Origin of the sequence: Campylobacter sp. RM9331, from assembly GCF_020137685.1 — a bacterium.
In the GTDB taxonomy this organism is placed as follows: domain Bacteria; phylum Campylobacterota; class Campylobacteria; order Campylobacterales; family Campylobacteraceae; genus Campylobacter_E.
Genome location: NZ_JACGBA010000026.1, coordinates 1 through 22,658 on the forward strand (window position 1 = coordinate 1; position 22,658 = coordinate 22,658).

Here is a 22,658-nt window from a genome sequence, read left to right on the forward strand (position 1 = left end):
GTATTGTAAAGCTGCTTGTAAAAACTCTTCAAATGTTTCATAACTATCTATATCTTTAGGAGCTTTTAGGTTTTTACCACTTAGCATTTCATATAATAATTTTTGCATTAGCTTTTGCCACTCATCTTCTTTACCTATCTCATAGCGTTTTGTATTGTTTGGCTTTATCATACCCCAATCATCATCTGTGCGATACGGGTCAAATGGGTCGCTGTAGTCATGTCCCATTTGCTTAGCATAATTAGTTTTTTCACCTTCTACTAAAATATAATTATTATATAAAACAGCAGCTAAAAGTCCGCCTTTGCTATACTCGCCTTGCTCATTTTGGTAGTTTTCTTTATGTGGGTCGTAGATAAAACTACATATACTATCTAACCACGCATCATAATTATTTATAGGTGGTTCTTTTTTAAAAAAAATATCATCTTTTTCAAACAAGCCAGATAAATAATTAGTAGCTCTATATTTTGAATCAAGCCTACAATAATCTGTCATTTTTACATAGTCTTGATAATCTTCTAATTTATCAAAAGTCTTTGTAATAGTTAAGCTTCTTTTATCCATTTCAAAAAAATGTGAAGTTTTCCAAAGCTCATCAGAGCTAAAAAAATCCTTTGAGTTTAAAAACTCATCGCCTAAAACTCCTTTTAAAACTTTATAAGCACTACTTGCACTTTTTACTATGTCTATGTTATGACGCATTTTGTATATCGGTGGGTTTGCTTGGTTATTTTTTTCTACAAGAGAAAGCATTGTATCGCTATGTATTTTAAAATCTTCAGCAATTCCTGCGGCTTTATTAAAATCACTTGTAAAAAAGCCATCTTTATCAACTCCGTATCCTAATACTTCACCTACCTTTTTATCATCTGCTTTATTGTCTACTTTTTTAATCTCGTTATTTGTTTCTTTTTTGCTTATATTGGTTATTTGATATGTTGAATAAGAATTTATTTTCATAATTATTCCTTTATTTTAAATTCTTTTATCATATAAATTCTCGCTATCTTTATATGCCATTAAAATAGCTAATAAATCTCTTTCATCTTTGATATTTTGAATATCAAGTTTGCTTAAAATATCTTCCATACTTTCACGAGTGCTAGTGCCTTTTACTTCTATGGCTTCGTAAGGTTTTTCTTTAATTTGTTCTTCTTTTTCTTCTTTTAACTTATTCTCATCATAAAAATCTTTTAATTTTAAATATTCTTTTTTAAAGTCTTCTATGCTGATTTCTTCATTTGCAAACAACATTTCTAATCTATTATCATTATCTTCAAATGATTTTTTAAACTTTTTATCACTTAAAGATAGTTTGTCTATGGGATTTTCTTTTAAAAATTCTAAAAGCTCTTTTAAATCATCGTTATTTTGATAAAAAGCTCTTTGATATATTGAATTGTTTTCAAATTTAAACAAAGGTTGAACTTCTAGCTTAAGTGATACAACCCAAGCAGGATCACACTTATTTACTTTAAGAGAATCTTTTGTGCTTAATATTTCTTCATTTGGGTCTTTTTCGTAAGTAATTATTCCTTTTAGCATTTCGTTTTCTAAGGCTTCATAAATCTTACTGCCTTTTTCGTAAGCTCCTATTTTACTAAGCACAGCATTTGGATCATATGTGCCCCATTCATCTTGTGGGGCGTCTTTTAAAATATTTGCGATTTGTTCTTGTAGATTATCTTTAGGAGTTTGAGTGGTTAGAATTTGATTTTTAATATTTGTTTGATAATTTATATAATTGTTATTTGATATTTGCATTTTAAACCCCCGTTATTTTTCTATATCGGTAGGTTTAAAAAAATATTAATAGATATTTAATTTATATCTGAACTCTTTTATAAAAATCCTTAGCATTAGCCCTAAAATCATTTGAATAATTATTGTTCAATAAAGCATCTACTGCTAGGCTCTGGCTTAACTCTCTTACCTTTTCTTTTAATTTTTTCTCATCTTCAAACTTATCTAAATAATCTTGGATTTTTTCCTTGCTAAGTCCTGTTAATAATTCTAGCTTTGAAATATCTATGCCTTCATTTGGATTAAGCTTACTTAGTGCATCTTCTATAATCATTCTTTCTTTATATTCATCTTTAATCTTAGTTGCCCCACTATCGCTTACCTTAAGCCCTTGTGTGCCACCTAGAAAACTTACAAATAATCCTGCGTTAGAAATCTCACCATCTTTTATATAAGGACTTAAATCAAAATTAAGCTTTCTGCTATTATTTACGCTTAAATCATAATCAAACTTAAAGCCTATTTGTAAAGCATTTTCCTTATTCTCATAATACTTATTGCCAACATTTGCGTGTGAATAATCAAATGTATAGCCATTATTGATTTTAAGTCCAACCAAATCAACATAATTTGGCATATTAGCAATATCATCTTTACTAAACTCGGCTACATTTCCTACAATTTGCTCGTATAATCTAAATTGGTGTTTGATAGTGTCTGCGTAATCAATATTTTCATAAATATTATTAAAAATCCCAACTTGTGGCATAGTCATAAGATTACTTTGCCTTGAGATTTCTTTTAGTGTGCTTGAATGGATTTTAAAATCATTTGGCAAGCCTGCAGCTTTGTTAAAATCAGCTCCTAAAAAGCCACTACTATCAACGCTATAACCAAACTCGGTAGCATTGTAAATCTTAGCTTTTGTTAAATCTCCTTGCCAAGATATATTAGAATTTAACTTAGTTAAATCGTGAGTATTATCAAATACCTTAAATCTTGAATTATTAAACCTATCTATAAAGATATTTGAAGCGTCTATTATGTCTTTATCTAGCGAATACTGTGCTTGAGTTTCTAGCTTAGGATTTACCCTTGCAAATTCACTTGCAAAAATAGATGAAAATGATACACCTGCAGCCTTTTGAGCTTTTTGAAGTTTGGCTTCATCAAAAATTGAAATACTTTCTATTCTCATTTGATTTCCTTTTAATTTAATGTATTAAAAGGAAAGCAAAAATTATTCCAAAAATTAAAAAATAAATTAAAAAATTCCAATTCTATTAATATAGTCATTTACTATTTCTTGATACTTATAAGTTGGTTCCAACAAACGACCTTGTAAAGTGTCCATATTAATAGCCAATAAATATACCCCATTATATCTATTCGTAAATCTATCTTGTAATACTAATATTTCATTTTCTGGTAAATTAAAATATGAAGATGGTTTATCATAATCTGCATATATTCCACCATTTATATTAACTAATTCAGCAACAATATATGAACGCGTAACAGGGATACCTGAATTTAACGGGTAAGCTTCTCTAAAATAATAATATCCGCCAACAATCTTATTCATGTCCTCAGTATTTAATACTTTTACACCAAGTGATTTATCGCTTACTGCACCATTTGTAATACTAGATAAAAAATCATCTGCATTTAAATTAAAATTAACTAAAACTGCTAATACTAATACTTGTAATGCTTTTTTAAACATTAAATCTCCTTTTTACAAATAAAATAAGATATTATAATAAATAAAAAAATATTAAATAAAACTTAATATTAAAAATATTATAAATACTTAATTTGTTAATAATTTAATTTAACATATCAATATTAATTACATTTTTTAGGAAAACAAATGAAAAAATTATTAATATTTTTATGTTTATTAAGCTTAAATGCTGATGAAAAATTAATCAAAATCGGAGTAACTCCATATCCAACTGCTATGATTTTAGAAAATGTAAAAGACTTGGTTGAAAATCAAGGATACAAACTAGAAATCATAGAATTTGATAATTACATAGTCCCAAATTATGCTCTAAATGATAAAGAATTAGATGCGAATTTTACTCAAATTAGACAATTTTTAGAAAGCTTTAACGAAGAAAGAGGGACAAATCTAGTTAGTGCAGGAAAAATATTTCTAGGTCCAATGGCAGCGTATTCAAATACTATTAAAGATATTAAAGATTTGCCTAAAAATGCCTTAGTTTATATACCAAGCGACCCTATCAATGGTGCTAGAGCTTTAGATTTACTAGCCTTAAATAATATAATAAGCTTTAATGAAGATGCAAAATCTAGCACAAAATCAGTATTAGATATTAAAGATAATCCATTAAAACTTACAATAAAAGAAATAGAAGCTCCACAACTAACAAGAACACTTAATGAATGTGATTTGGCGATAATTAATACAAATTACGCCCTACTAGCAGGACTAAATCCTATTAAGGATTCTATATTGCACGAAAGTAGTGATAGTGATTATGCTAGCGTTTTAGCTGTTAGAGCCAATGATTTAAATAGCCCTAAAACTAAAGCTTTGCTTAAGGCTATGAGAAGTGAAAAAATGAGAGAGTTTTTAAATACTAAGTTTAAAGATATATTAATTCCAAGTTTTTAAGGAGAATTTATGCTAAAAGCAAACAATCTTTCTAAAATATCATTTAAAAATCTTTATATTGAGCAAAAGAATTTGAGTGATTTTAAGAGTAAGGACGCAAGTGAGTGGGATAAAAAAGCTCAAAGTTTTAATGATTACGCAAAACACGAAGCTTATGTGAGAGAATTTTTAAAGCAAGTTGATTTTAGTGGGTGTGATAGTTTGCTTGATTTTGCTTGTGGGAGTGCTTTTTTAGCTAAGCACTCTTTAATAAACAATATTACTTTATGTGATTTTTCTCCTAAAATGCTTGAGTTTGCTAAGATAAATTGCCCTAATGCAAGGATAATTCAAGGCTCTTATGATGATTTAGATGGTAGTTGGGATTTGGTGTTTGCTAGTAGGTGTTTAGATGTTAATGACCTAGCAAAAGCATTGCAAATTCTTTTAAACTGCACTAAAAAAAGGCTATATTTTACATATAAAATTGACAATTCTTACATACACGAAAAAATCATAAATGCCCTTGATTTAGACATAATTGCAACGCCTAATTATATTTACGCTGCAAATATTTTAAATGAGCTTGGGTATTTTTTCACTTTAAATAAAATCACTATAAAAAATCAAAATTATTATAAAACTTATGAAGATTTACAAAAAAGCGTTGAGTTTTCTTACAAAAAACTAAATGATATTCAAATTGAAAAACTAAAAAATCTATATGAAAACGATAAAGATTTAATCAAACAAGAATTAAGCTGGGCTTTATTTTGCGTAGAAAAATAAGCCCATTTTAAAGGGCTTAAGATTATTTAAACTCTATTGTAAAAGTATTTTTAGTATTTGAAAGATACTCAAATCCTGCTTTAGGAACAAATTTTATAGTATCTTTTGTGTATGAAGAATTTGAAATATTATGAAAACTATTATTAATAAATTGAGTGCTGTTATAGGTTGGTATAAAGTCAATTTTAGACAATAAATCATCTAAAATAATATTATCTTTAATAAAACTTAATTTCCCATCTACCTCATCATAATACCCAAAATCATAATCTTTTTTAAATTCTAAAGCTTGATTAGTAGCATTAATATCTTTAAACATTAAGCCTGTATAAGCTATATCATAAACATTATTATAAGTTATATTAAACTCATCTTTACCATCTACATAGACACTGATTGTAACCTTTTGTAAAGGTCTTGGCTTGTCCTTTTTGAAAGTAAATTGCGTAGTATTTTTATAGCTTGCCTCATCTTGCGAGTATTCGTTTAGATTAGTTAATCTTGTATTTTCTCCTAAATTATCAAAAGCCAATTTAAATGCTTGATTTAAATCGTTTTTGCTAATGTGTAAGGTTTTTAAATTGCCTTCATTGACTACTAAACCATTTAAATTGCCTACATCTATCATTAAATTTATATCATTTTTAAACTTTGTTGGAACAAATTTGTTATTAGAATTTGAACTTAACAAATAAAGATTATAAACCAAGCCCGCATTATCTCCTAGCATAAGTTTATCATAAGCTATATTTTTAATACCTATTGAATTGTCTTGATTAAGTTTGCATTTTTGCATATCTTTTTTGCAAGTTATATATTCGTTTTTAATAGCTTTTGTTTGTGATAAAAACTCAATATTTAAGGCTTTTTTAATAGGTATAAAACAAGAAATTTTTCCATTTTTTAAAGTATTTGCACTATCTAAATCAAATTCATCTTGAATACAAATATCTAATTCTTGGTCATGTTTTGTAAAATTAGTTTCTGCTAATTCTATTAAACCATCAGTAGCTAAAGGAAAATTAATATTTAAATCAAACTTACCATTATTTATAAAAGCTACTCCATATTTTTCTTTATTTCTTACACGATTGTCGTTAGCAAAAATTGTAATCTTATTATTTTCATTATTTAATAAGGCAAATTTTTTAGTAGTATTATCATAACTAATCACTAAATTAGCTATTCCAATTGCTAGATTTGAATAATTTTTCAATTCTCTTGATACAAAACTATTTAAAGTATTTTGAAATGCTTCTTGATTTAACGATGAAATGCCTAAACTAAATTCTTTAGGTCTAATAGCAAAATCATTGCTAGCAAAAGTATAGTTATAATTATCATTTATCATTTGTTCGCATACTAATTCATTGTTTTGATTAGTCTTTTCAAAATACTGATTATATTTAATACTTGTTTGTTTGATTGCTTGATTTGTCTTTATCCTAAGGATTAATTCATCATTTAATAAATACTTACCAGCACACGCACCTTCAGTGATTTTATCTATTTTAGAATTTGCATTATAGACATTAAGAATTTCAAAATTAGAATTAGGCAAAAAGTCAATATAAACTCTACTAATATTTGAATAATTATTGCTAAGCCCTATGAAATATTCTTCATTTTCTAGCATAGTATTTACTAATTTTGCCTTTTTTGCATTAGAGTTTTTAGCATTATTTATAATTACTTTTTCATTATTATTGGTATATAAAGTATATATATTTTGATAATCATTTACTAAAGGAATGCCAACAGAACCTTTGATTATACTTTTACCACTTTCTTGAAATATAGGTCTTTCAAAACCCCTAATTCTTTCTGTAATTTCAATATTTTTTTGATTAATTAAACAATTACCTAAATTAAAAACCAATTCTTTAGTATTGTCTACTAGATTTAATTGGCATTTTGATTGTTTGCTACCACTCATATAATATTTAGCATCAGCTTCTCTTTTTAATAAAGCTTTATTTCTATCCTTTAAATAGATTTTTTCATTTTTAATTTCTAAATTACTAGCGTCTGGATAAAAACTTAATTTAATTTCGCCTTTAGCTATCGCATTTAAAGCTCTTAAATTAATACTAAATTTAACTTCTTCTCCTGCGAATGTTGATTCATATATACCCTTTCTAACAAGAGAGCTTTTATGAATACTATAATTTGTAATCAAATCACTTGAATAATACTTACTATTTTGATGAGAATATTTAAAATTACTAGACCTAATTACATTCTTACCTAAATTACTTGTATCATAAGCAAAAATATCAAAAATATAGCACTTACCTTCATTTTGTCTAGGTAAAGGATATGATGAGTATTCATTATATGCAGCTCTTAAATTCTTTAAAAATGCCTTTTCCTTAAAAATATCACTATAAAAAATATGAGAATTTTTAGCTTGCATATTTCTTATTTGCTTAAATCTGTCTTCCCAATCACTAGTCATATTAACACTTGGATTTGCTATTATGTAGTTATAAAAGTCGTTAATTAATTTATTATCTTCATTATTTGTAGTTTTTATAGGACTTTGGTCAATTAGATAATAAACAGCATCATTTAAAGTCTTTTTATATTCTATTTTAATTCTACCGGTAGTATCCACTGAATACAATTTATAAAGCTCTTCTATATATGTTTTAATATTATTTTTATTTTCTACTATAAATGAAAAACTATCTTGATTAGAATTAATTAAGCTCTTATAAGAATTATCATCAGCACTTGATGAATAAAATTCTAATGTATTTGGGTTTGCTTTAGCATTGATTATATCTAAATACCCCCCCCCGTTGAGCTTTTTATCGTTATTTAGACAATATACAATTTTATCATTTTTATTTTCTGTTTTTATTCCTAAGCTAGAACATAATTTTAAATAATTGCCTAAAAACTCATTATAACCATTAACATTGCCTAAAGATGGGTTTAATAAACAATCATTTATTTGTTTAGAATAATTTTTGTCTTGAATAGCATATACGATACCGAATTTTAATTCATCTGCAAAAATTAACAAATTAAATAAAAGTAATATAATAATTTTCAAATAAAACTCCAAAAATATATAAAATTCCGTTAGTTTAGCATAAATTTTTTGTAAATTATATAGCATAAAATAATAAAATTTATTTAGATAAATTAGTGGTAAATAAATTTAGGAGTAAAATAATCTTTTATCAAAAAGGATAGATTATGAATAAAAATACCTTGATTTTAAGTTTTATTATTGCTTCAAGATTTTTTGGGCTTTTTATTGTTTTACCTGTGATTAGCTTGTATTCGCATAAGTTAAACGGAGCTAATGATGTATTGGCTGGACTTATTGTTGGAATTTACGCAATTTTTCAAATGATTTTTAGTGTGCCTTTTGGAGCATTAAGTGATAAAATCGGTCGTAAAAAAACTATGCTTATGGGATTAATAATCTTTATAATAGGCTGTTTAATTTGTGCAAGTGCAAGTGATATTTATACAATGCTTGTTGGTAGGGTTTTACAAGGTATGGGAGCAATTGGCGGGGTTGCTACTGCTATGATTGCTGATTTAACTAGCGAAAAAGATAGAGCAAAAGCAATGGCGTTAATGGGTGGAGCTATTGGACTTAGCTTTGTTGTAGCTATTGTTTTAGGTTCTGTTATTGCTAGTTTTTTAGGGCTTGGGGCTTTATTTTATATAAGTGCGATTTTAAGCGTTTTATGTATTGTATTATTAGCCTTTTTACCTAAAGAAAAAGAAATTATAAAACAAGAAAAAATCCCTTTTAAAGAAGCATTCATAAGTGCAAATCTAAACAAACTTTATCTAACTTGCTTTTTACAAAAAATGCTAAGCTCAAGCACCTTTATGCTAATTCCTTTAGCTTATGTAAATATATTTCATAAAAATAGTGATAATTTATGGATTATTTATAGCGTGGCTATGTTTTTTGGATTTTTGGCTATGGGAGTTGGTGGAGTTGTTGGCGAGTCAAAAGGCAAAAGTAAGACTATCTTATTAAGCGGAGTTGCATTATTTTTCCTATCATATTTGATATTTTTAAGCTCTAGTTATTATTTATTTTTCTTAGCTGTTATTTTATATTTTATTGCATTTTGTCTACACGAGCCTATTATGCAAAGCTCAATTTCTAAGATTTGCAAAGCTAGACAAAAAGGTTTAGTATTAGGATTTTCAAATTCTTGCGGATATTTTGGCTCGTTTTTAGGAGCATTTTTATGTGGGATTTTTATGCACGCTGATTTGGAAAATGAGTTTTTAATGCTTATTGCTTTTGTTTGTGCTATTTGGTTTTTTATCCTAAAAACTATGGATAATCCTAATGATTTTAAGACTTATAAATCTAATAAAGCTCCTTTAAAAGAAAGCGAATTTGTTATAGATATTAATAAAAAAGATGATATTTATTTAATCAAATATAATTCTAAAAAATTAAGCGAAGAAGAATTACAAAAATTATTTTAATAGATTAAAAAAGGTATAAATTATTAATTTATTACCTTTTTTATATTTTCAAATTCTAATGATTTAACTCATAAACAATCTAAAATCAAGTTTTTCGTGAGCTAACATTCCTAAATCTAATTCGTGATGAGTAGAAAACAAATGATATTTATTTAAATCATTTTCATCTAATAATTGCAAACTAAAAAATCCTTTTTCTATAAAACTTTTAGCAATTTGCATTGATTTATCAGCAGAGCGTTTAGCTAAATCTAAATTAATATGTAATAACTCGCTTGATTTTTTATAAGATAATGGTATAGCACGAGTTGCATTTTGAGTTAGTGTTTTTATACTTGAATATGCGTATTCAACAGCCATATTTTGCCCCAAAACACTAAAAGCAATAGCAGGATTGCAAAATTCATCGTTCTCACAAGCCTTATAATACCAACTTGCATATTCATCGTGCATAAATTCTGTATTTTTTAAAGTAGCTCTTGCCATACTAATACCTGCAGCCTTGCATTCAGCACTAGCCATTGATGAATTAGCTACTTTTGCTAATTTTAATAAACTTAATTTTTTACCCTTTAAACCACAAGCAATAGCATAAATAGCACCATCGCTAGTAGCAAATACATCTAGCATATAACTTTCTAACCATTTTTGAAAGCTTGAAGCGTCTTTTACAACGCCCCAAGAAATATAGCTTTCTAAACCAAAACTATGTGAATAAGCACCATTTGCAAAGGCACTATCAAATAAAAACTGCCCTAACATTAGTGATGATGACTCGCGTGTTTTAAAGCATGACGCAAAACTTTTTGCGTTTTTTCATAGCTTACTTGATTTTCTTCTAGCCACTCAATTATTAAATAATCATCTTCAACTATCATAAAACCATCTTCAAAAACAGCAGGCATATGTCTATTGCCTATTGAATGAGCTACAAAACCCATTTGCATCATATCTTTTGGCTTAATCAAAATTACACTCTGTGGCAAACATTCTATTACAAAAACTCTCTTATCATCTTCACCTAAAACATCGCCATTATGAAAATGACCATTATCTAGGCTTATGCCAATTTCTACTCCACTATCACTTGTTAAGCGAAGTATGTGTTTTAATCTATCATCAGGCGAAACTTTTACATTATCTATCATTTTGCCTTTAGTATCATAATCTTTTATATTGCCTAGTATGGTTTTTACTATCATTTTTTCTCCTAAAATAAATAATATCTTTGAGTTAGTGGTAATTCTGTAGCTGGTTCGCTATATGCAACTTCTCCATCAACCGTTACTACATAAGTTTGTGGGTCAACTTCAATTTTTGGAGTTGCGTTGTTTAATTTCATATCAGATTTTTTAGCACTAGCTGCACCTTGTATTGGTAATACTTGTTTTTTAATTCCGTATTCTTTAGCAACATTTGCATCTACTGCCATTTTGCACATAAAACTATAGCAAGTTTCGTGTAATGCAACACCTAAAGCACCAAACATTTTTCTATGCATTACTGGTTGTGGAGTTGGAATTGATGCGTTGCTATCTCCCATTACTGAATGTAAGCAAAATCCACCTTTAATTATTAATTTAGGTTTAGTTCCAAATGATTTTGGATCCCATAATACTAAATCAGCGATTTTACCAACTTCAACACTACCTACATAAGTAGAAATTCCTGCTGCTATTGCTGGATTTATTGTATATTTTGCAATATATCTTTTAATACGCTCATTATCAGAATATTCACTATCATTACCTAATGCTCCACGCTGGATTTTCATCTTATGAGCTGTTTGCCAAGTTCTACTTACAACTTCACCAATTCTTCCCATAGCTTGAGAATCACTACTCATAATTGAGATTACACCCATATCGTGCAATACATCTTCAGCACCGATTGTTTCTTTTCTAATTCTACTATCAGCAAAAGCAACATCTTCTTTAACATTTTTGCTTAAGTGATGGCAAACCATTAACATATCTAAATGCTCTTCAATAGTATTAACCGTAAATGGCATTGTTGGGTTTGTTGAAGCTGGTAAAATATTTGGCTCGCCTGCTAATTTAATAATATCAGGAGCATGACCGCCACCAGCACCTTCTGTATGGAATGTATGAATGGTTCTACCATTAATTGCTGCTTTTGTATCTTCTACACAACCATATTCATTTAATGTATCTGTGTGAATACCTACTGATACATCAGCAATCTCTGCAGCTTTTAATGCGTTATCAATAGCACTTTTTGTAGTTCCCCAGTCTTCGTGAATTTTAAGTCCTGCTGCACCTGCACGAAGTTGCTCTAAATTCACTTCTACATTAGAACCATGACCTTTAGCATAAAGACCTATATTAATAGGTAAATCATCAGTGCCTTGAAGCATTCTTTTTATATTAAATATACCAGGGGTGCAAGTTGTAGCCTTAGAACCATCGTTTGGACCTGTTCCACCACCAAATAAAGTAGTAATACCATTGCTTAAAGCTTCATCAACTTGTTCAGGATTTATAAAATGTATATGAGTATCAATCCCACCTGCTGTAACTATAAGACCTTCTCCTGCAAGTGCTTCAGTACCAACTCCAGTTACAAAGTCAATATCATCAGTAATATCAGGGTTTCCACCTTTACCAATTGCGTGTATTTTTCCATTTTTAATACCTATATCTGCTTTATAAATACCTGTATAATCAATTATAAGTGCATTTGTAATTACTAAATCAACTACATCTTTATCTAAAAATCTTGAGTTTTGACCCATACCATCACGAAGAGTTTTTCCACCACCGAATTTGCACTCTTCGCCATATTTTGTATAGTCTTTTTCAACTCTAGCAAAAAGATTTGTATCAGCTAATCTTATACTATCACCAGTAGTTGGTCCAAAATGAGATGCGTATTCTGCTCTAGTTATTTTAAACATTATTGCTCCTTATTTATCTAATTTACCATTGATTTTGCAATTTTGTCCCCAAACTTCACGACTACCTGCTAAATCAATTAACTTAACACTTTTTTTCATACCTGGTTCAAAACGAACTGCAGTTCCACTAATAATATCTAAACGCTTTCCACGAGCTTTTTCTCTATCAAATTCTAAAAGTTTATTTGTTTCATAAAAATGATAATGAGAACCTACTTGAACTGGTCTATCTCCTGTATTTACAACTTCAATTTCTATACTTTCACGACCTTCGTTGCAAACTATATCACCTTGTGCATAAATTATTTCACCTAATTTCATAATTCCTCCTTAGTTAATTGGATTATGGATAGTTACTAATTTGGTTCCATCTTTGAAAGTAGCTTCAATTTGAACTTCATTTACTATATCAGCAACACCTTCCATAACTTGGTCTTTGCGTAAAACATTTTTACCTTCGTTCATAAGGTCGCTTACGCTCTTACCTGCTCTTGCACCTTCCATTACATAATCACTTATAATAGCAATTGCTTCAGGGCAATTTAACTTAAGACCATTGTCTAAACGCTTTCTAGCAACTACTGCTGCATAGCTTAATAAGAGTTTTTCTTGCTCTTTTTTTGTTAATGTCATAATTTCTCCTTTACAAAATTAGTTTTATAAAATTATTATATTTTTATTGTCTTGCTAAGATTAACTTCATACCTCCTTTATGCAAAAAATTGCTTTTAATATCATTAATATATTTCATAGCTAAATCATTATCATCTGATGAAATTCTAATAATATTAGTATTATTAATAATACTTGAATGAGCTTTTAAATTCTCATTATGAATTGTTTTAAATTCCACATCGCCTTTTATAATCAATGTATAAAAATAGTTATGATTATAAAGAGAATTTAAACTACTATTAGAGTTATAATAAAATATATCATTAATACTTAATTTATTATTGATAAATATTCTTAAAGATAATTTTGCTTTAAATTGCGAATTTGCATAACCTAAAAATCCACCATCTAAATAAAATAATCTTGAATTATCATTCATAAAAATAGTAGTTTTGCTTGAAAAATTTGAATTCTGATAAAAAATATTAGCATCATTATGAAAAACTAAAATAGAATTATTATCAAGTTCTATATTTGTTTTTAAACTAGAAGTGCCTTTATATATTTTTTGATTTGATTGAGAACTTAAAGTAGCCTTAGAATTAAATAATTTAAAGCTTTGAGCGTAATTATCTTGATTTACAAAACCACCACCTAAAGTGCTAAGATAAGCAAAAAAATCTTCATTTTCGCTATCTTCTCCAAATCTAGTTGGAACTTGAATTAACCTTTGCATACCTTGTTGGTAATGCTCTTTTAAATGGTTATTTTCAAGTGTTATTTTTAATAAGCTCACTCTAAGCCTTTAAGAAGACAATTTTTCTCAATCCAATTAATAACATCAGACAAACCTTCATCTTTTTTAAGATTTGTAAAGAAAAAGTCTTTATTTTTCCTAAAATGTAAAGTATCGCTTTTCATAATATCAAGATTTGCACCAACATAAGGAGCTAAATCGGTTTTATTAATTATAAATAAATCAGATTTAATCATTCCAGCACCTGCTTTGCGTGGGATTTTTTCACCTTGTGCCACATCAATTACATAAATACTAAAATTAACTAAATCAGGACTAAAAGTAGCAGCTAAATTATCCCCACCACTTTCTAAAAAAAGTAAATCTAAATTAAATTTCTTTTGTAATTCATTTAATGCAGCTTCATTCATTGAAGCATCTTCTCTAATCGCAGTGTGCGGACACCCACCAGTTTCTACACCTATAATTCTTTCTGGTGGTAAAACGCTGTTTTTCGCTAAAAATAAGGCATCTTCTTTTGTATAAATATCATTTGTTACAACGCCTATTTCATAATCTTTACTCATAACTCTTACTAACCTTTCTATTAAAAGAGTTTTACCAGCTCCAACAGGACCACCTACACCTATAATGACAGGTTTTTTCATAACAATCCTTTAAAAAAAATTAATTGTGGCTTTTAGTTTAGTTTTATCAAGCTTAAAAATTGCTGAATTATTTAAAATTTAAAAAGTTTATATAATTTTATTATTAATTATTTATTTATAATAATTATATATTATTTAATTTTTATAAATAATTTTCATATTTTGTATAAATTTTGCATAAATTTAAATAAAAAAAAAAAAAAAACAATAAATTATTTATAAAGATTAAGATTATTTTAATTTTAATCAATCTACAATAGGAAAATGTATTTTTGTTTTACAAAAAGATAAAAATCATTTAAAAATAATTTTAAGGAGTAAATCATGAATAATGATTTAAGAGGAAATGCCACAGGTATGACCTATGTCATATTCTTAATCGGTATTTTATTTCTTTCTTTTACTGCACCTTGGCAAAAATTATCTAACTTTGACCCAGCTACAGGTGCTTTTATGCGTTGCTTGATAGGAACTATCTGCCTTATTCCTTTTGCAATTATGGAAGCTAAAAAAATCGGTAAACTTACCAAAAAAGGTGTATGGCTATCTATTTTAGCTGGACTTGTATTAGGGATTGACTTTACTGCGTGGAATTATTCAATATTCTTTGTAGGTTCAGGAATTGCTTCAATTCTTTTAAATATTCAGGTAATTATGTTACCAGCTCTAGCATTCATTACAGATAGAGAAAGAATTCCATTTAGCTATTATTTCATAGCACCTATAATGCTTGCTGGTGTTATCTTAGCTGGTGGTGCTTTAGAAAATGGTATAGTTGATCCAAATGGCCCTCAAGAAGTATTTGGTACTGGTATTATGGCAGTTGGAACAATTTGCGGTCTTACTTCAGGATTTTGCTATGGAATTTACTTATTCGCTAGCAGAAGAGCAGGAAGAATTGGAAATGGACAAGTTGTTCAACCTATCTTAATCTCAAGTGCTGCTCAACTTGTAGCTCCTGTTGTATGGGCGTTCTTAATCACAGGAAATGGTTTCATATTTGACCAAGGTGTTATGGTTGATACTGCTGCTGGTATTAAAGCAATGCACTTACCACAAGCTGCTATAGAAAGCGTTACAAGTCCATTTGGTAATGTGGCTTTAGGTGATCCTATCACTGGAATGAACTGGTTATGGATGATAGTTTTAGGAACTGCAGGTCAAGCTGCTGCTTGGACATTTGCTCAACATGGTTCAGTTAAACTAAACCCTACTTTAGGTGCTGGGTTATTAATCTTAAGTCCAATAGCTACTGTTGCTTTAATCGGACCTCTTATGTTTGGCGAAAGCTCATCATTATTACAAAAAGTTGGTGTTGTGATTGCACTTCTTGCTGTTGCTTACCAAAACGGCTTAATTACTGCTTTAATGAATAAAATTAGAGGCAAGTAAATATTTAATCTTCCTAAATTATTAGGAAGATTACTTACAATCTTTACTTATACTATTATCGTAACTACAAGCTATATTTATATAAGCTTTTTTATTTTCCCCGCTAAGCTCTTTTGCCTCATCTAAAAATAATTTTGCACTAAAATATTTTATAGCGTTATTATTTATTATTGTATTAATCTTGCAACCATCATTTAATAATTCACATTTTGTATAAGCATAATTCCCTAAAGCACAAACCATAGGCTCATCATCATTACAAGCTCTTGCATAATATTCATAAGCTTTTTTGAAATTCTTTTGCTCTAATGCTTTTTTAGCAATTTTAGTATCATTTGAATTTGAATTAGAACTAGCTGCATTTAAGGCTGATTTACCAACACTATAAATAACTTTAATAGGAATTGTAATTGCAAAAACAACAACAGAAGTTGCGACAGAAGCCACACCACTTATTAAAGAACTACATCCTAAAAATATAAATAATATAAAACTAAAAATTATTTTCATATTAATCCTTTAATAAAAAACGCTAATATTAGCAAATGAAAGTTTTAAAATCACCTTGTTTTGATAGTTTTGAAGTAAAGGGTTCTAAATTCTTATGCTATTTTGAACCACTTAATATTAACGAAAATGTTCGCACTAGACAAGAAGAATTAAGAGCCGAGCATTTTAAATGCGTTCATGTAGTCTATGCTAGTAGAGTATTAAATGAATTTGGACAAATTGTAGAAAATCAAAGTGATGATGGAGAGCCTAAAGGAAGTAGTGGAGCACCTGCTCTTAATGTATTAAGAGGAGCTAATATTGTAAATGCAGCTTGTTATATAGTAAGATATTTTGGTGGAACATTATTAGGAGTTGGCGGGCTTGTAAGAGCATATTCAAACGCAGTTAATTTAGGAATTTCAAAAGCTAATGAGCTAAATCTACTTTCTAACTATATAAAAAAAGAATCATATTATATAGAACTTGAATATAGCCAAATAAATAAATTAAGTTATATTTTAGATAAACTAAATATCGTTTATTCTAAAGATTTTGGAGCAAATGTTGTATTTTATTTAGAACTTAGCACAGATGAATTAGAAGAATTAGAAAAAGAATTGATAGATTTAAGATTAATTTTAAATAAATTATAAGGATATAAAATGAAAAAATATATGATGATTGTTAGCCTATTATTTTTAAGTGCTTGTAAAAACGAAGATATACAAAAAAGTGTCAAAAATTGTTTAAACGAACTTTCAAATCAACCAAGTGAAGCTGTTTTTGATAAATGTTTTTATTATGAAAATGAATTTCAAAGACAATTAAGTATTAATTTTGAAAATGTATTACCTAAATTATTTAATAATTATGGTGGAATTGCAGAAATTAAAGTAGATATATTAAATAGTTCTAATAATAGTGCTGAAGTGCAAATTATTACTAAATTTAATAATGGTTTTGTTAAAAATGAAAAGAGAAAAATGGTAAAAATTGATAATTTATGGAAAATGTCAGCAGATATTATAAAATAAAAGGCTTGATAATCAAGCCTTTAAATTATTTTACACAACAACTTGTTGCACCTGTATTTTTTAGCATCCAAATTGATTTTTCATAACTAGCAATTTGCTCTTGAGCATAAGCTGCAGTAGTTGTATCTCCTGCTTCTTCAGCAAATTTATTTAACTTTTTAAACTCAGCTAATAAGTATTCATAATCAGCCAATATAAGTCCAACTAATTCAGTAGCTTCAAAGCAAGTTTTATCAGTTCTTGGAGCTTTTGCAGTTTCCATTAACTCTTTTGGGCAAACTATAGCTTTATGTCCTAATTGTAATAATCTTTCAGCACAATCATCAAACATTTCAGCCATTTTTTCATATGCTTCTTCAGTATATGAATGAAGTGCAAAGAATTGTAATCCTTTTACATTCCAATGGTAGTTATGAAACTTTAAAAATAATGCGTGCGCATCAGCTTGTAATTGTAATAATTGTTTTTCTAATGACATTCTGTCTCCTTTAATTGAATTTGTATTGCATTATAACAAAAATAGATTAATTAATTTTTATTACTTAATAATTTTTATTATTTAAATTAAAAATATTTTTCATTTTCACTAGTATTATTTAACTATAAATTGATATTCTTAACAAATTTATAAAAAAAGGAGAAATATGAAAAAATCATTATTAGCACTTAGTGCAGTAGCTGTTATGTTTATTGGTTGTGGAAACAAAATCAGTGATGAGCAGGTTAAAAATTTTGAAACTTCATTAAATAATTCTATTAAAAACGAAATTGAAAAATTAAAAGTTCTAACTGCTATGTTTGAAATTCCATCTAATGTAAATATTAGTGATTATAAATGTGAAAATAAAGGTGATTATGCAGAATGTAAGAGCAAAGGTATTGATGTTATTATAAATAATCAAAAAGTTTTAAGTGTTGAAGAAATAAAAATTGAAACAAATGGATTTTATACTGGAGATAAAAAAGGAAGTGTTAGCATAAAAGAATTAGCAACTAATACTCCTAAAGAAAGTTTTTATAAAAGCGAAATAAAATCAATTAAACTAGGTGAAATAGCTGTAGGATTTGCTAGTATGTTGGCTATTTCTGATAATAAATTAGGAATACTTCCAGAACTAGCAAAAGATGAATATTCTATCAACACAATCACTAAAACAAAAGATATAGCAAATAATGGAAATGTTAAGGTTGAATTTAAATTAATCGGCAAACATAATAAAAATGAATTAGCTTTTGCAATAGATTTAGATGTATTAGATAAATTCTTTGAAATATGTGATAAATTAAATATTACTTATAATATTGATAATTATAAGATTGATAATGTAGATACACTTGATAAATACGATATGGATAATAAAGAATTTGCAGAATCTTTATTAATTAATTCAATTGAAAGCAAAATAAATATTAACAATAACTTAAAAGCTATTAAAGAATATGTAATGCAAAATATTGATAAAGTCCCTGAACAATTTAGACCAATTGTTGATAGTTTTTTTGCTAATACACCACACAAATTTGAGCAAAGTTTAAAAGTTAAAAACAAATATAATATGTTAAAAGCTATAGAAGAAAGTGAAAATCAATTACCTAAAGACTTTAACGATAATGTAGAAATAAAAATAAATGGTATGAATTTTACTCAAATAAAATAAAAAAATCCTATTTCAAATTCTAGAATTTGAAATAGGAATAAAACTTATTTTTTCTTACTTTCGTTAAATTTTAATAATTCTTTTTTAACTACTGGAGCTAATAAAAATAACGCTAAAACATTAGGTAATACCATTAAAGTATTACATAAATCAGAAATACTCCAAACCAAATCAAGCTTTAGCATAGCACCTATAAAAATACATAAAACAAACACTATTTTAAATATAGGTAAAGCTTTATTTGAGAATAAATATTGCACATTAATTTGAGCGAAATAATACCAGCCAATAATAGTTGTAAATGCAAAAAATACAAGACAAATTGCAAGTAATTTCACACCAATACTACCAAAAGCAATGCTAAATGCCGAAGTAGTTAGCTCAATACCGCTAAGACTTAAATCAGCTCCGCTAAGTAAGATTATAAGAGCAGTTGCTGTGCAAATAAATGCTGTATCAATAAATACTGCAAGCATTGCCACAAAACCTTGAGAAACAGAGTTTTTAGTAGTTGCACTTGCGTGTGCGTGTGGTGTGCTTCCCATACCTGCTTCGTTTGCAAAAAGTCCCCTTGCAACCCCATATCTAATAGCTTCTTTAATACCAATTCCAACAGCTCCACCAGCTACTGCTTCAAGTCCGAAAGCTTGTTTAAAAATCATAGAAAATACATTGCCTATATTTTCGTGAAATGCTATTAAAATATAAACTGCAACCAAAACATAAAATATAGCCATAAAAGGCACTACAAGTTCAGCAAATCTAGCAATCCTTTTAACCCCGCCAATCACCACAAATCCTGCGATAATTGCAGTAATTGCTCCTGTAATTTTCAAATCCACTCCAAAAGCTTGATGAATTGCACCTGAAATAGAATTGCTTTGTGTCATTTGACCAGCACAACCAAGTGCAACAATAATTGCAATAGCGAAAAATCCAGCGAGTAAATTGCAAGTATTAGCACCTAATTTTTTCTTAAGACCAAGTTTTATATAAAATGCAGGACCTCCGATATAATGTCCGTGCTGCCATACTTTGTAGCGTTGTGCTAAAACACCTTCAGCTAAAATTGTAGCCATACCCAAAAATGCACTAGCCCACATCCAAAATATAGCTCCTGCTCCACCTAAATTAATAGCAGTTGCAACGCCTATGATATTACCTGTTCCAACTTGTGCTGAAATTGAAATCATCATAGCTTGTAGGGCTGTTATTCCGGAATTTTTTTTCTTACCTTTTTTAAATAAATCTCCAAAACTTGCACTCAAGCCTTCTTTAAAATAGCGAAATTGCGGAAGACCTAGATAAATAGTGAAAATAAGACCTATTCCAACTAAGGCAAATACAAGAACATAAGCAACTAAAACTCCATTAATTTGCTCAATAAATTGATGAAAATCCATATGAAAACCTTGTTATAAATTAAAAAGTTTTAAGTCTAACAAAAAAAGTAAAAATTTTGCTTAAATTAATATTCTTTTGCAATCTAATTTAATAAATTTAAGCAATAAATACTACTAATTATAAAATATTAATAAAATAGCGTTATTAAAATAAATAAAATAATTAAATTGTGTTTTCATTAATTTAAAAAATAAATTGTAAAAACATTATTTAAAAAATTCTTTAAATACGCCAATATCTTGGCAAAATAAACATTAATTCAAATTCCTTAAAAATATAAATATTAAAATATAGCTTTTATATAAGCTATAAAATCAATTTTATCAATACAACTTATTTGTAGTATAAATAAAATATTTTAAATTAAATAATTTTTTAATTAATAAACAATAAAAATGAGTAGCTAAGCTAGAGCATTATTAAAAACTCTAAAATACTTAGAATATATGCAAATTAGATTTTAAATTGCAAACCTAATTCTACTACAACCTTTCAAATTATAAAAAATAAATTCAAATACAAATTAAGTAAAGATTAAGAATGGGGGGGGGTATTATACTGATTTTACAAAAAGCATAATGCAAAACATTAGGCTTTAAACCAAATCAAAAGGAGATTAAATGAAAAAATTATTAAGTTTTGCAATATTTGCATCTATGTTAGTTGCTTGTGGGAGTGATACTCCTAAAGCTGATGATACTCCAGATGTTGTAGTTAAAAAATGTTTGAAGTGAGTGATTGAAGAAGATAAACAAGCTGTTAAGTGCTTTAATTTTAAATCAGAAGATGAAAAAAATATTTTATTAGAAAAAATGTCTTATAAAGCAAAGGGCATTCAAGAAATGGGTAGTGTTAAATCAATAGAAACAAGCTTAGACTATGAGTTAGGAAGCTCAGCTGGAGTTAGATATAAAGTAACATTTAATAATGGTGAAAGTTTTTCTAAAGAAATTGACCTTATAAATATAAACAATACTTGGTATATGGAACGCTAATTTTAGTTATTACAATTTAAGATTTATTGGAATTTATTTTAAGGATAAATTCCAAGCTTCATTAATAAAATGCAATAACTTAAACTCTTAAAAATTAAAATTTTACCTTAAAAACATATTATGGGATTTCAAACATTTTAGTGTCTAATTTATTTTAACAATAAAATTAAGCTAAACTTAGCTTTTAAATACTTTTAATGCTCTAGAATTTCAATTAGGAATTTGATTTTTAAAGAGTAGCAATCTAAATCATAATTTTTATAATAATTATTAAAATAAGATTTTATTATCACTAAAGTCATATTCAATCTCACTAACTTTGTTTAAATCTTTATCTAGCAGCTTTTTTGCTTCATCACTTGCGAAAAATTCTTTACAATTTTTATCATTTGTATTTATATTTTTAATACGCAAAATACTATTTTTAGCACTTACTTTTATACAAGCAATACCATTTATTAAAAACTCTCCATCAGGATTTATAGGTGCATAAGTCATATCGCTAATCTTAGCAAATCTACCTTGTGCTACATAAAAAGCAGAAATATCAGAAATTATTATTGATAAATTAGCTGCGTTTTGTTTATGAAAATTAGGTTCACTTTTAGGCTCTTCGGATAAAATATTATAAGCTTGTGCATAAAAAAATGCTGATGTTTTTTTATCCATACTCACACCATCACCTTATATTTTATAAATATTTATAGCTTCATTATCTTTAGCTTCATCAAGGCTTAAAACCTGTGTTTTACACCTACAACCCCAGCTATTCGGTGGATAATTATTACGCCAAAAAGAATGCTCCTTAGGTAAAATAAGCCCGTGAAAGGCTTTAAGTACAACTCTAATCCTATTATCCATAATTGTTACATATCTTAAGTAAGGTTTATCGCTTATAAATTATTTTTTAAATCTTGCTAAATTATAAACTTGTCTTAGGTTTTGATTATAGACAATTTTTAAATGGTGTTTATGAAGTCTGCTAGTGTTTTTAGCACACTTATACAATCTTAAAGCTCGTGCCATTTAAATAAGCTTTTTTTAAGTATGCCGTGCATTCTTTCAAGTGTTTCAATTTCATTTATTCCACTTATTAAAAATGTGCGATTATAT

General features: G+C 27.7%; 26 protein-coding genes. 8 read left to right on the top strand and 18 right to left on the bottom strand.

All coding sequences use genetic code 11. The annotated features are described in order from the left end of the window. The 4 genes from AVBRAN9331_RS09015 to AVBRAN9331_RS09030 all read right to left on the bottom strand — a co-directional run. Positions 1-963 (bottom strand): Cj0814 family flagellar-dependent secreted protein (locus AVBRAN9331_RS09015; RefSeq protein WP_442862298.1); only part of this gene is annotated, 963 nt, incomplete at its 3' end. Between the two features lie 15 nt (positions 964-978). Beyond that, complete coding sequence (locus AVBRAN9331_RS09020) at positions 979-1,767, bottom strand: hypothetical protein (protein WP_336612857.1); 789 nt, start codon at positions 1,765-1,767, stop codon at positions 979-981. Between the two features lie 61 nt (positions 1,768-1,828). Beyond that, on the bottom strand, positions 1,829-2,944 hold the full coding sequence (locus AVBRAN9331_RS09025) for a Cj0814 family flagellar-dependent secreted protein (protein WP_336612858.1): 1,116 nt from the start codon (positions 2,942-2,944) through the stop codon (positions 1,829-1,831). A 66-nt stretch (positions 2,945-3,010) separates the two neighbouring features. Beyond that, complete coding sequence (locus tag AVBRAN9331_RS09030; RefSeq protein WP_214118742.1) at positions 3,011-3,472, bottom strand: hypothetical protein; 462 nt, start codon at positions 3,470-3,472, stop codon at positions 3,011-3,013. A 147-nt stretch (positions 3,473-3,619) separates the two neighbouring features. Here AVBRAN9331_RS09030 and AVBRAN9331_RS09035 point away from each other — a divergent pair, with 147 nt between their 5' ends. Both AVBRAN9331_RS09035 and AVBRAN9331_RS09040 read left to right on the top strand, forming a co-directional pair. Beyond that, on the top strand, positions 3,620-4,390 hold the full coding sequence (locus tag AVBRAN9331_RS09035) for a MetQ/NlpA family ABC transporter substrate-binding protein (RefSeq protein WP_214119677.1): 771 nt from the start codon (positions 3,620-3,622) through the stop codon (positions 4,388-4,390). Positions 4,391-4,399: 9 nt separating this feature from the next. Further along, on the top strand, positions 4,400-5,158 hold the full coding sequence (locus tag AVBRAN9331_RS09040) for a class I SAM-dependent methyltransferase (protein WP_214118746.1): 759 nt from the start codon (positions 4,400-4,402) through the stop codon (positions 5,156-5,158). Positions 5,159-5,180: 22 nt separating this feature from the next. Here AVBRAN9331_RS09040 and AVBRAN9331_RS09045 read toward each other — a convergent pair whose 3' ends face one another. Next, complete coding sequence (locus tag AVBRAN9331_RS09045) at positions 5,181-8,219, bottom strand: hypothetical protein (protein ID WP_336612859.1); 3,039 nt, start codon at positions 8,217-8,219, stop codon at positions 5,181-5,183. Positions 8,220-8,365: 146 nt separating this feature from the next. On the opposite strand from AVBRAN9331_RS09045, the gene AVBRAN9331_RS09050 reads away from it, so the two are divergent. Then, complete coding sequence (locus AVBRAN9331_RS09050; RefSeq protein ID WP_336612860.1) at positions 8,366-9,634, top strand: MFS transporter; 1,269 nt, start codon at positions 8,366-8,368, stop codon at positions 9,632-9,634. Positions 9,635-9,697: 63 nt separating this feature from the next. On the opposite strand, the gene AVBRAN9331_RS09055 is transcribed toward AVBRAN9331_RS09050, so the two are convergent. Genes AVBRAN9331_RS09055 through ureG form a run of 7 tightly spaced genes read right to left on the bottom strand, consistent with a single transcriptional unit; the run spans position 9,698 to position 14,570 of the window. Beyond that, positions 9,698-10,396, bottom strand: a complete 699-nt coding sequence (locus AVBRAN9331_RS09055) for an urease accessory protein UreF (protein WP_214118754.1) — start codon at positions 10,394-10,396, stop codon at positions 9,698-9,700. After that, positions 10,396-10,836 carry an urease accessory protein UreE gene (locus tag AVBRAN9331_RS09060; RefSeq protein ID WP_214118756.1) on the bottom strand — a complete coding sequence of 147 codons (441 nt, stop codon included), beginning with the start codon at positions 10,834-10,836 and terminating at the stop codon, positions 10,396-10,398. Before AVBRAN9331_RS09060 ends, AVBRAN9331_RS09055 begins: the two co-directional genes overlap by 1 nt. Positions 10,837-10,844: 8 nt before the next feature. Then, positions 10,845-12,551 carry an urease subunit alpha gene (gene ureC / locus AVBRAN9331_RS09065; protein WP_214118758.1) on the bottom strand — a complete coding sequence of 569 codons (1,707 nt, stop codon included), beginning with the start codon at positions 12,549-12,551 and terminating at the stop codon, positions 10,845-10,847. Positions 12,552-12,560: 9 nt separating this feature from the next. Then, positions 12,561-12,872: an urease subunit beta gene (gene ureB / locus AVBRAN9331_RS09070; protein ID WP_214118760.1), complete on the bottom strand. Its 312-nt coding sequence runs from the start codon at positions 12,870-12,872 to the stop codon at positions 12,561-12,563. Between the two features lie 9 nt (positions 12,873-12,881). Continuing rightward, positions 12,882-13,184, bottom strand: a complete 303-nt coding sequence (locus AVBRAN9331_RS09075; RefSeq protein ID WP_214118762.1) for an urease subunit gamma — start codon at positions 13,182-13,184, stop codon at positions 12,882-12,884. A gap of 43 nt (positions 13,185-13,227) precedes the next feature. After that, on the bottom strand, positions 13,228-13,962 hold the full coding sequence (locus tag AVBRAN9331_RS09080) for an urease accessory protein UreD (RefSeq protein ID WP_214118764.1): 735 nt from the start codon (positions 13,960-13,962) through the stop codon (positions 13,228-13,230). Then, positions 13,959-14,570: an urease accessory protein UreG gene (ureG, locus tag AVBRAN9331_RS09085; protein WP_214118767.1), complete on the bottom strand. Its 612-nt coding sequence runs from the start codon at positions 14,568-14,570 to the stop codon at positions 13,959-13,961. The genes AVBRAN9331_RS09080 and ureG overlap by 4 nt, the downstream gene beginning before the upstream one ends. Before the next feature lie 324 nt (positions 14,571-14,894). Between ureG and AVBRAN9331_RS09090 the strand changes: the two genes are divergently transcribed. Beyond that, complete coding sequence (locus tag AVBRAN9331_RS09090) at positions 14,895-15,962, top strand: DMT family transporter (RefSeq protein ID WP_214118769.1); 1,068 nt, start codon at positions 14,895-14,897, stop codon at positions 15,960-15,962. Positions 15,963-15,992: 30 nt separating this feature from the next. On the opposite strand, the gene AVBRAN9331_RS09095 is transcribed toward AVBRAN9331_RS09090, so the two are convergent. After that, positions 15,993-16,472, bottom strand: coding sequence for a hypothetical protein (locus AVBRAN9331_RS09095; RefSeq protein WP_214118771.1), 480 nt, complete (start codon positions 16,470-16,472; stop codon positions 15,993-15,995). Positions 16,473-16,507: 35 nt separating this feature from the next. Between AVBRAN9331_RS09095 and AVBRAN9331_RS09100 the strand changes: the two genes are divergently transcribed. Further along, complete coding sequence (locus AVBRAN9331_RS09100) at positions 16,508-17,107, top strand: YigZ family protein (RefSeq protein ID WP_239803348.1); 600 nt, start codon at positions 16,508-16,510, stop codon at positions 17,105-17,107. Positions 17,108-17,116: 9 nt separating this feature from the next. Further along, positions 17,117-17,488: a DUF4878 domain-containing protein gene (locus tag AVBRAN9331_RS09105; protein WP_214118775.1), complete on the top strand. Its 372-nt coding sequence runs from the start codon at positions 17,117-17,119 to the stop codon at positions 17,486-17,488. A gap of 25 nt (positions 17,489-17,513) precedes the next feature. Here the strand turns inward: AVBRAN9331_RS09105 and AVBRAN9331_RS09110 are convergent, their stop codons facing one another. Further along, positions 17,514-17,966 (bottom strand): Dps family protein, encoded by a 453-nt coding sequence (locus AVBRAN9331_RS09110; RefSeq protein WP_336607639.1) that lies wholly within the window; start codon positions 17,964-17,966, stop codon positions 17,514-17,516. A 166-nt stretch (positions 17,967-18,132) separates the two neighbouring features. Here AVBRAN9331_RS09110 and AVBRAN9331_RS09115 point away from each other — a divergent pair, with 166 nt between their 5' ends. Further along, positions 18,133-19,146, top strand: a complete 1,014-nt coding sequence (locus tag AVBRAN9331_RS09115; protein ID WP_336612861.1) for a hypothetical protein — start codon at positions 18,133-18,135, stop codon at positions 19,144-19,146. A gap of 44 nt (positions 19,147-19,190) precedes the next feature. Here the strand turns inward: AVBRAN9331_RS09115 and AVBRAN9331_RS09120 are convergent, their stop codons facing one another. Then, positions 19,191-20,549, bottom strand: a complete 1,359-nt coding sequence (locus AVBRAN9331_RS09120) for an alanine/glycine:cation symporter family protein (protein WP_239803346.1) — start codon at positions 20,547-20,549, stop codon at positions 19,191-19,193. 735 nt (positions 20,550-21,284) lie between these two features. Here AVBRAN9331_RS09120 and AVBRAN9331_RS09125 point away from each other — a divergent pair. After that, positions 21,285-21,545, top strand: coding sequence for a hypothetical protein (locus tag AVBRAN9331_RS09125; RefSeq protein ID WP_336612862.1), 261 nt, complete (start codon positions 21,285-21,287; stop codon positions 21,543-21,545). Between the two features lie 270 nt (positions 21,546-21,815). Here the strand turns inward: AVBRAN9331_RS09125 and AVBRAN9331_RS09130 are convergent, their stop codons facing one another. Genes AVBRAN9331_RS09130 through AVBRAN9331_RS09140 form a run of 3 tightly spaced genes read right to left on the bottom strand, consistent with a single transcriptional unit; the run spans position 21,816 to position 22,571 of the window. Next, positions 21,816-22,220: a hypothetical protein gene (locus AVBRAN9331_RS09130; RefSeq protein ID WP_336612863.1), complete on the bottom strand. Its 405-nt coding sequence runs from the start codon at positions 22,218-22,220 to the stop codon at positions 21,816-21,818. Positions 22,221-22,229: 9 nt separating this feature from the next. Further along, the gene (locus tag AVBRAN9331_RS09135) at positions 22,230-22,442 is read right to left on the bottom strand and encodes a phage minor head protein (RefSeq protein ID WP_336612865.1); all 213 of its coding nucleotides are present in this window, start codon (positions 22,440-22,442) and stop codon (positions 22,230-22,232) included. A 3-nt stretch (positions 22,443-22,445) separates the two neighbouring features. Next, a complete protein-coding gene (locus AVBRAN9331_RS09140) occupies positions 22,446-22,571 on the bottom strand; it encodes a hypothetical protein (protein WP_336612864.1) in 126 nt (41 codons plus the stop codon). Between the last annotated feature and the right edge of the window lie 87 nt (positions 22,572-22,658).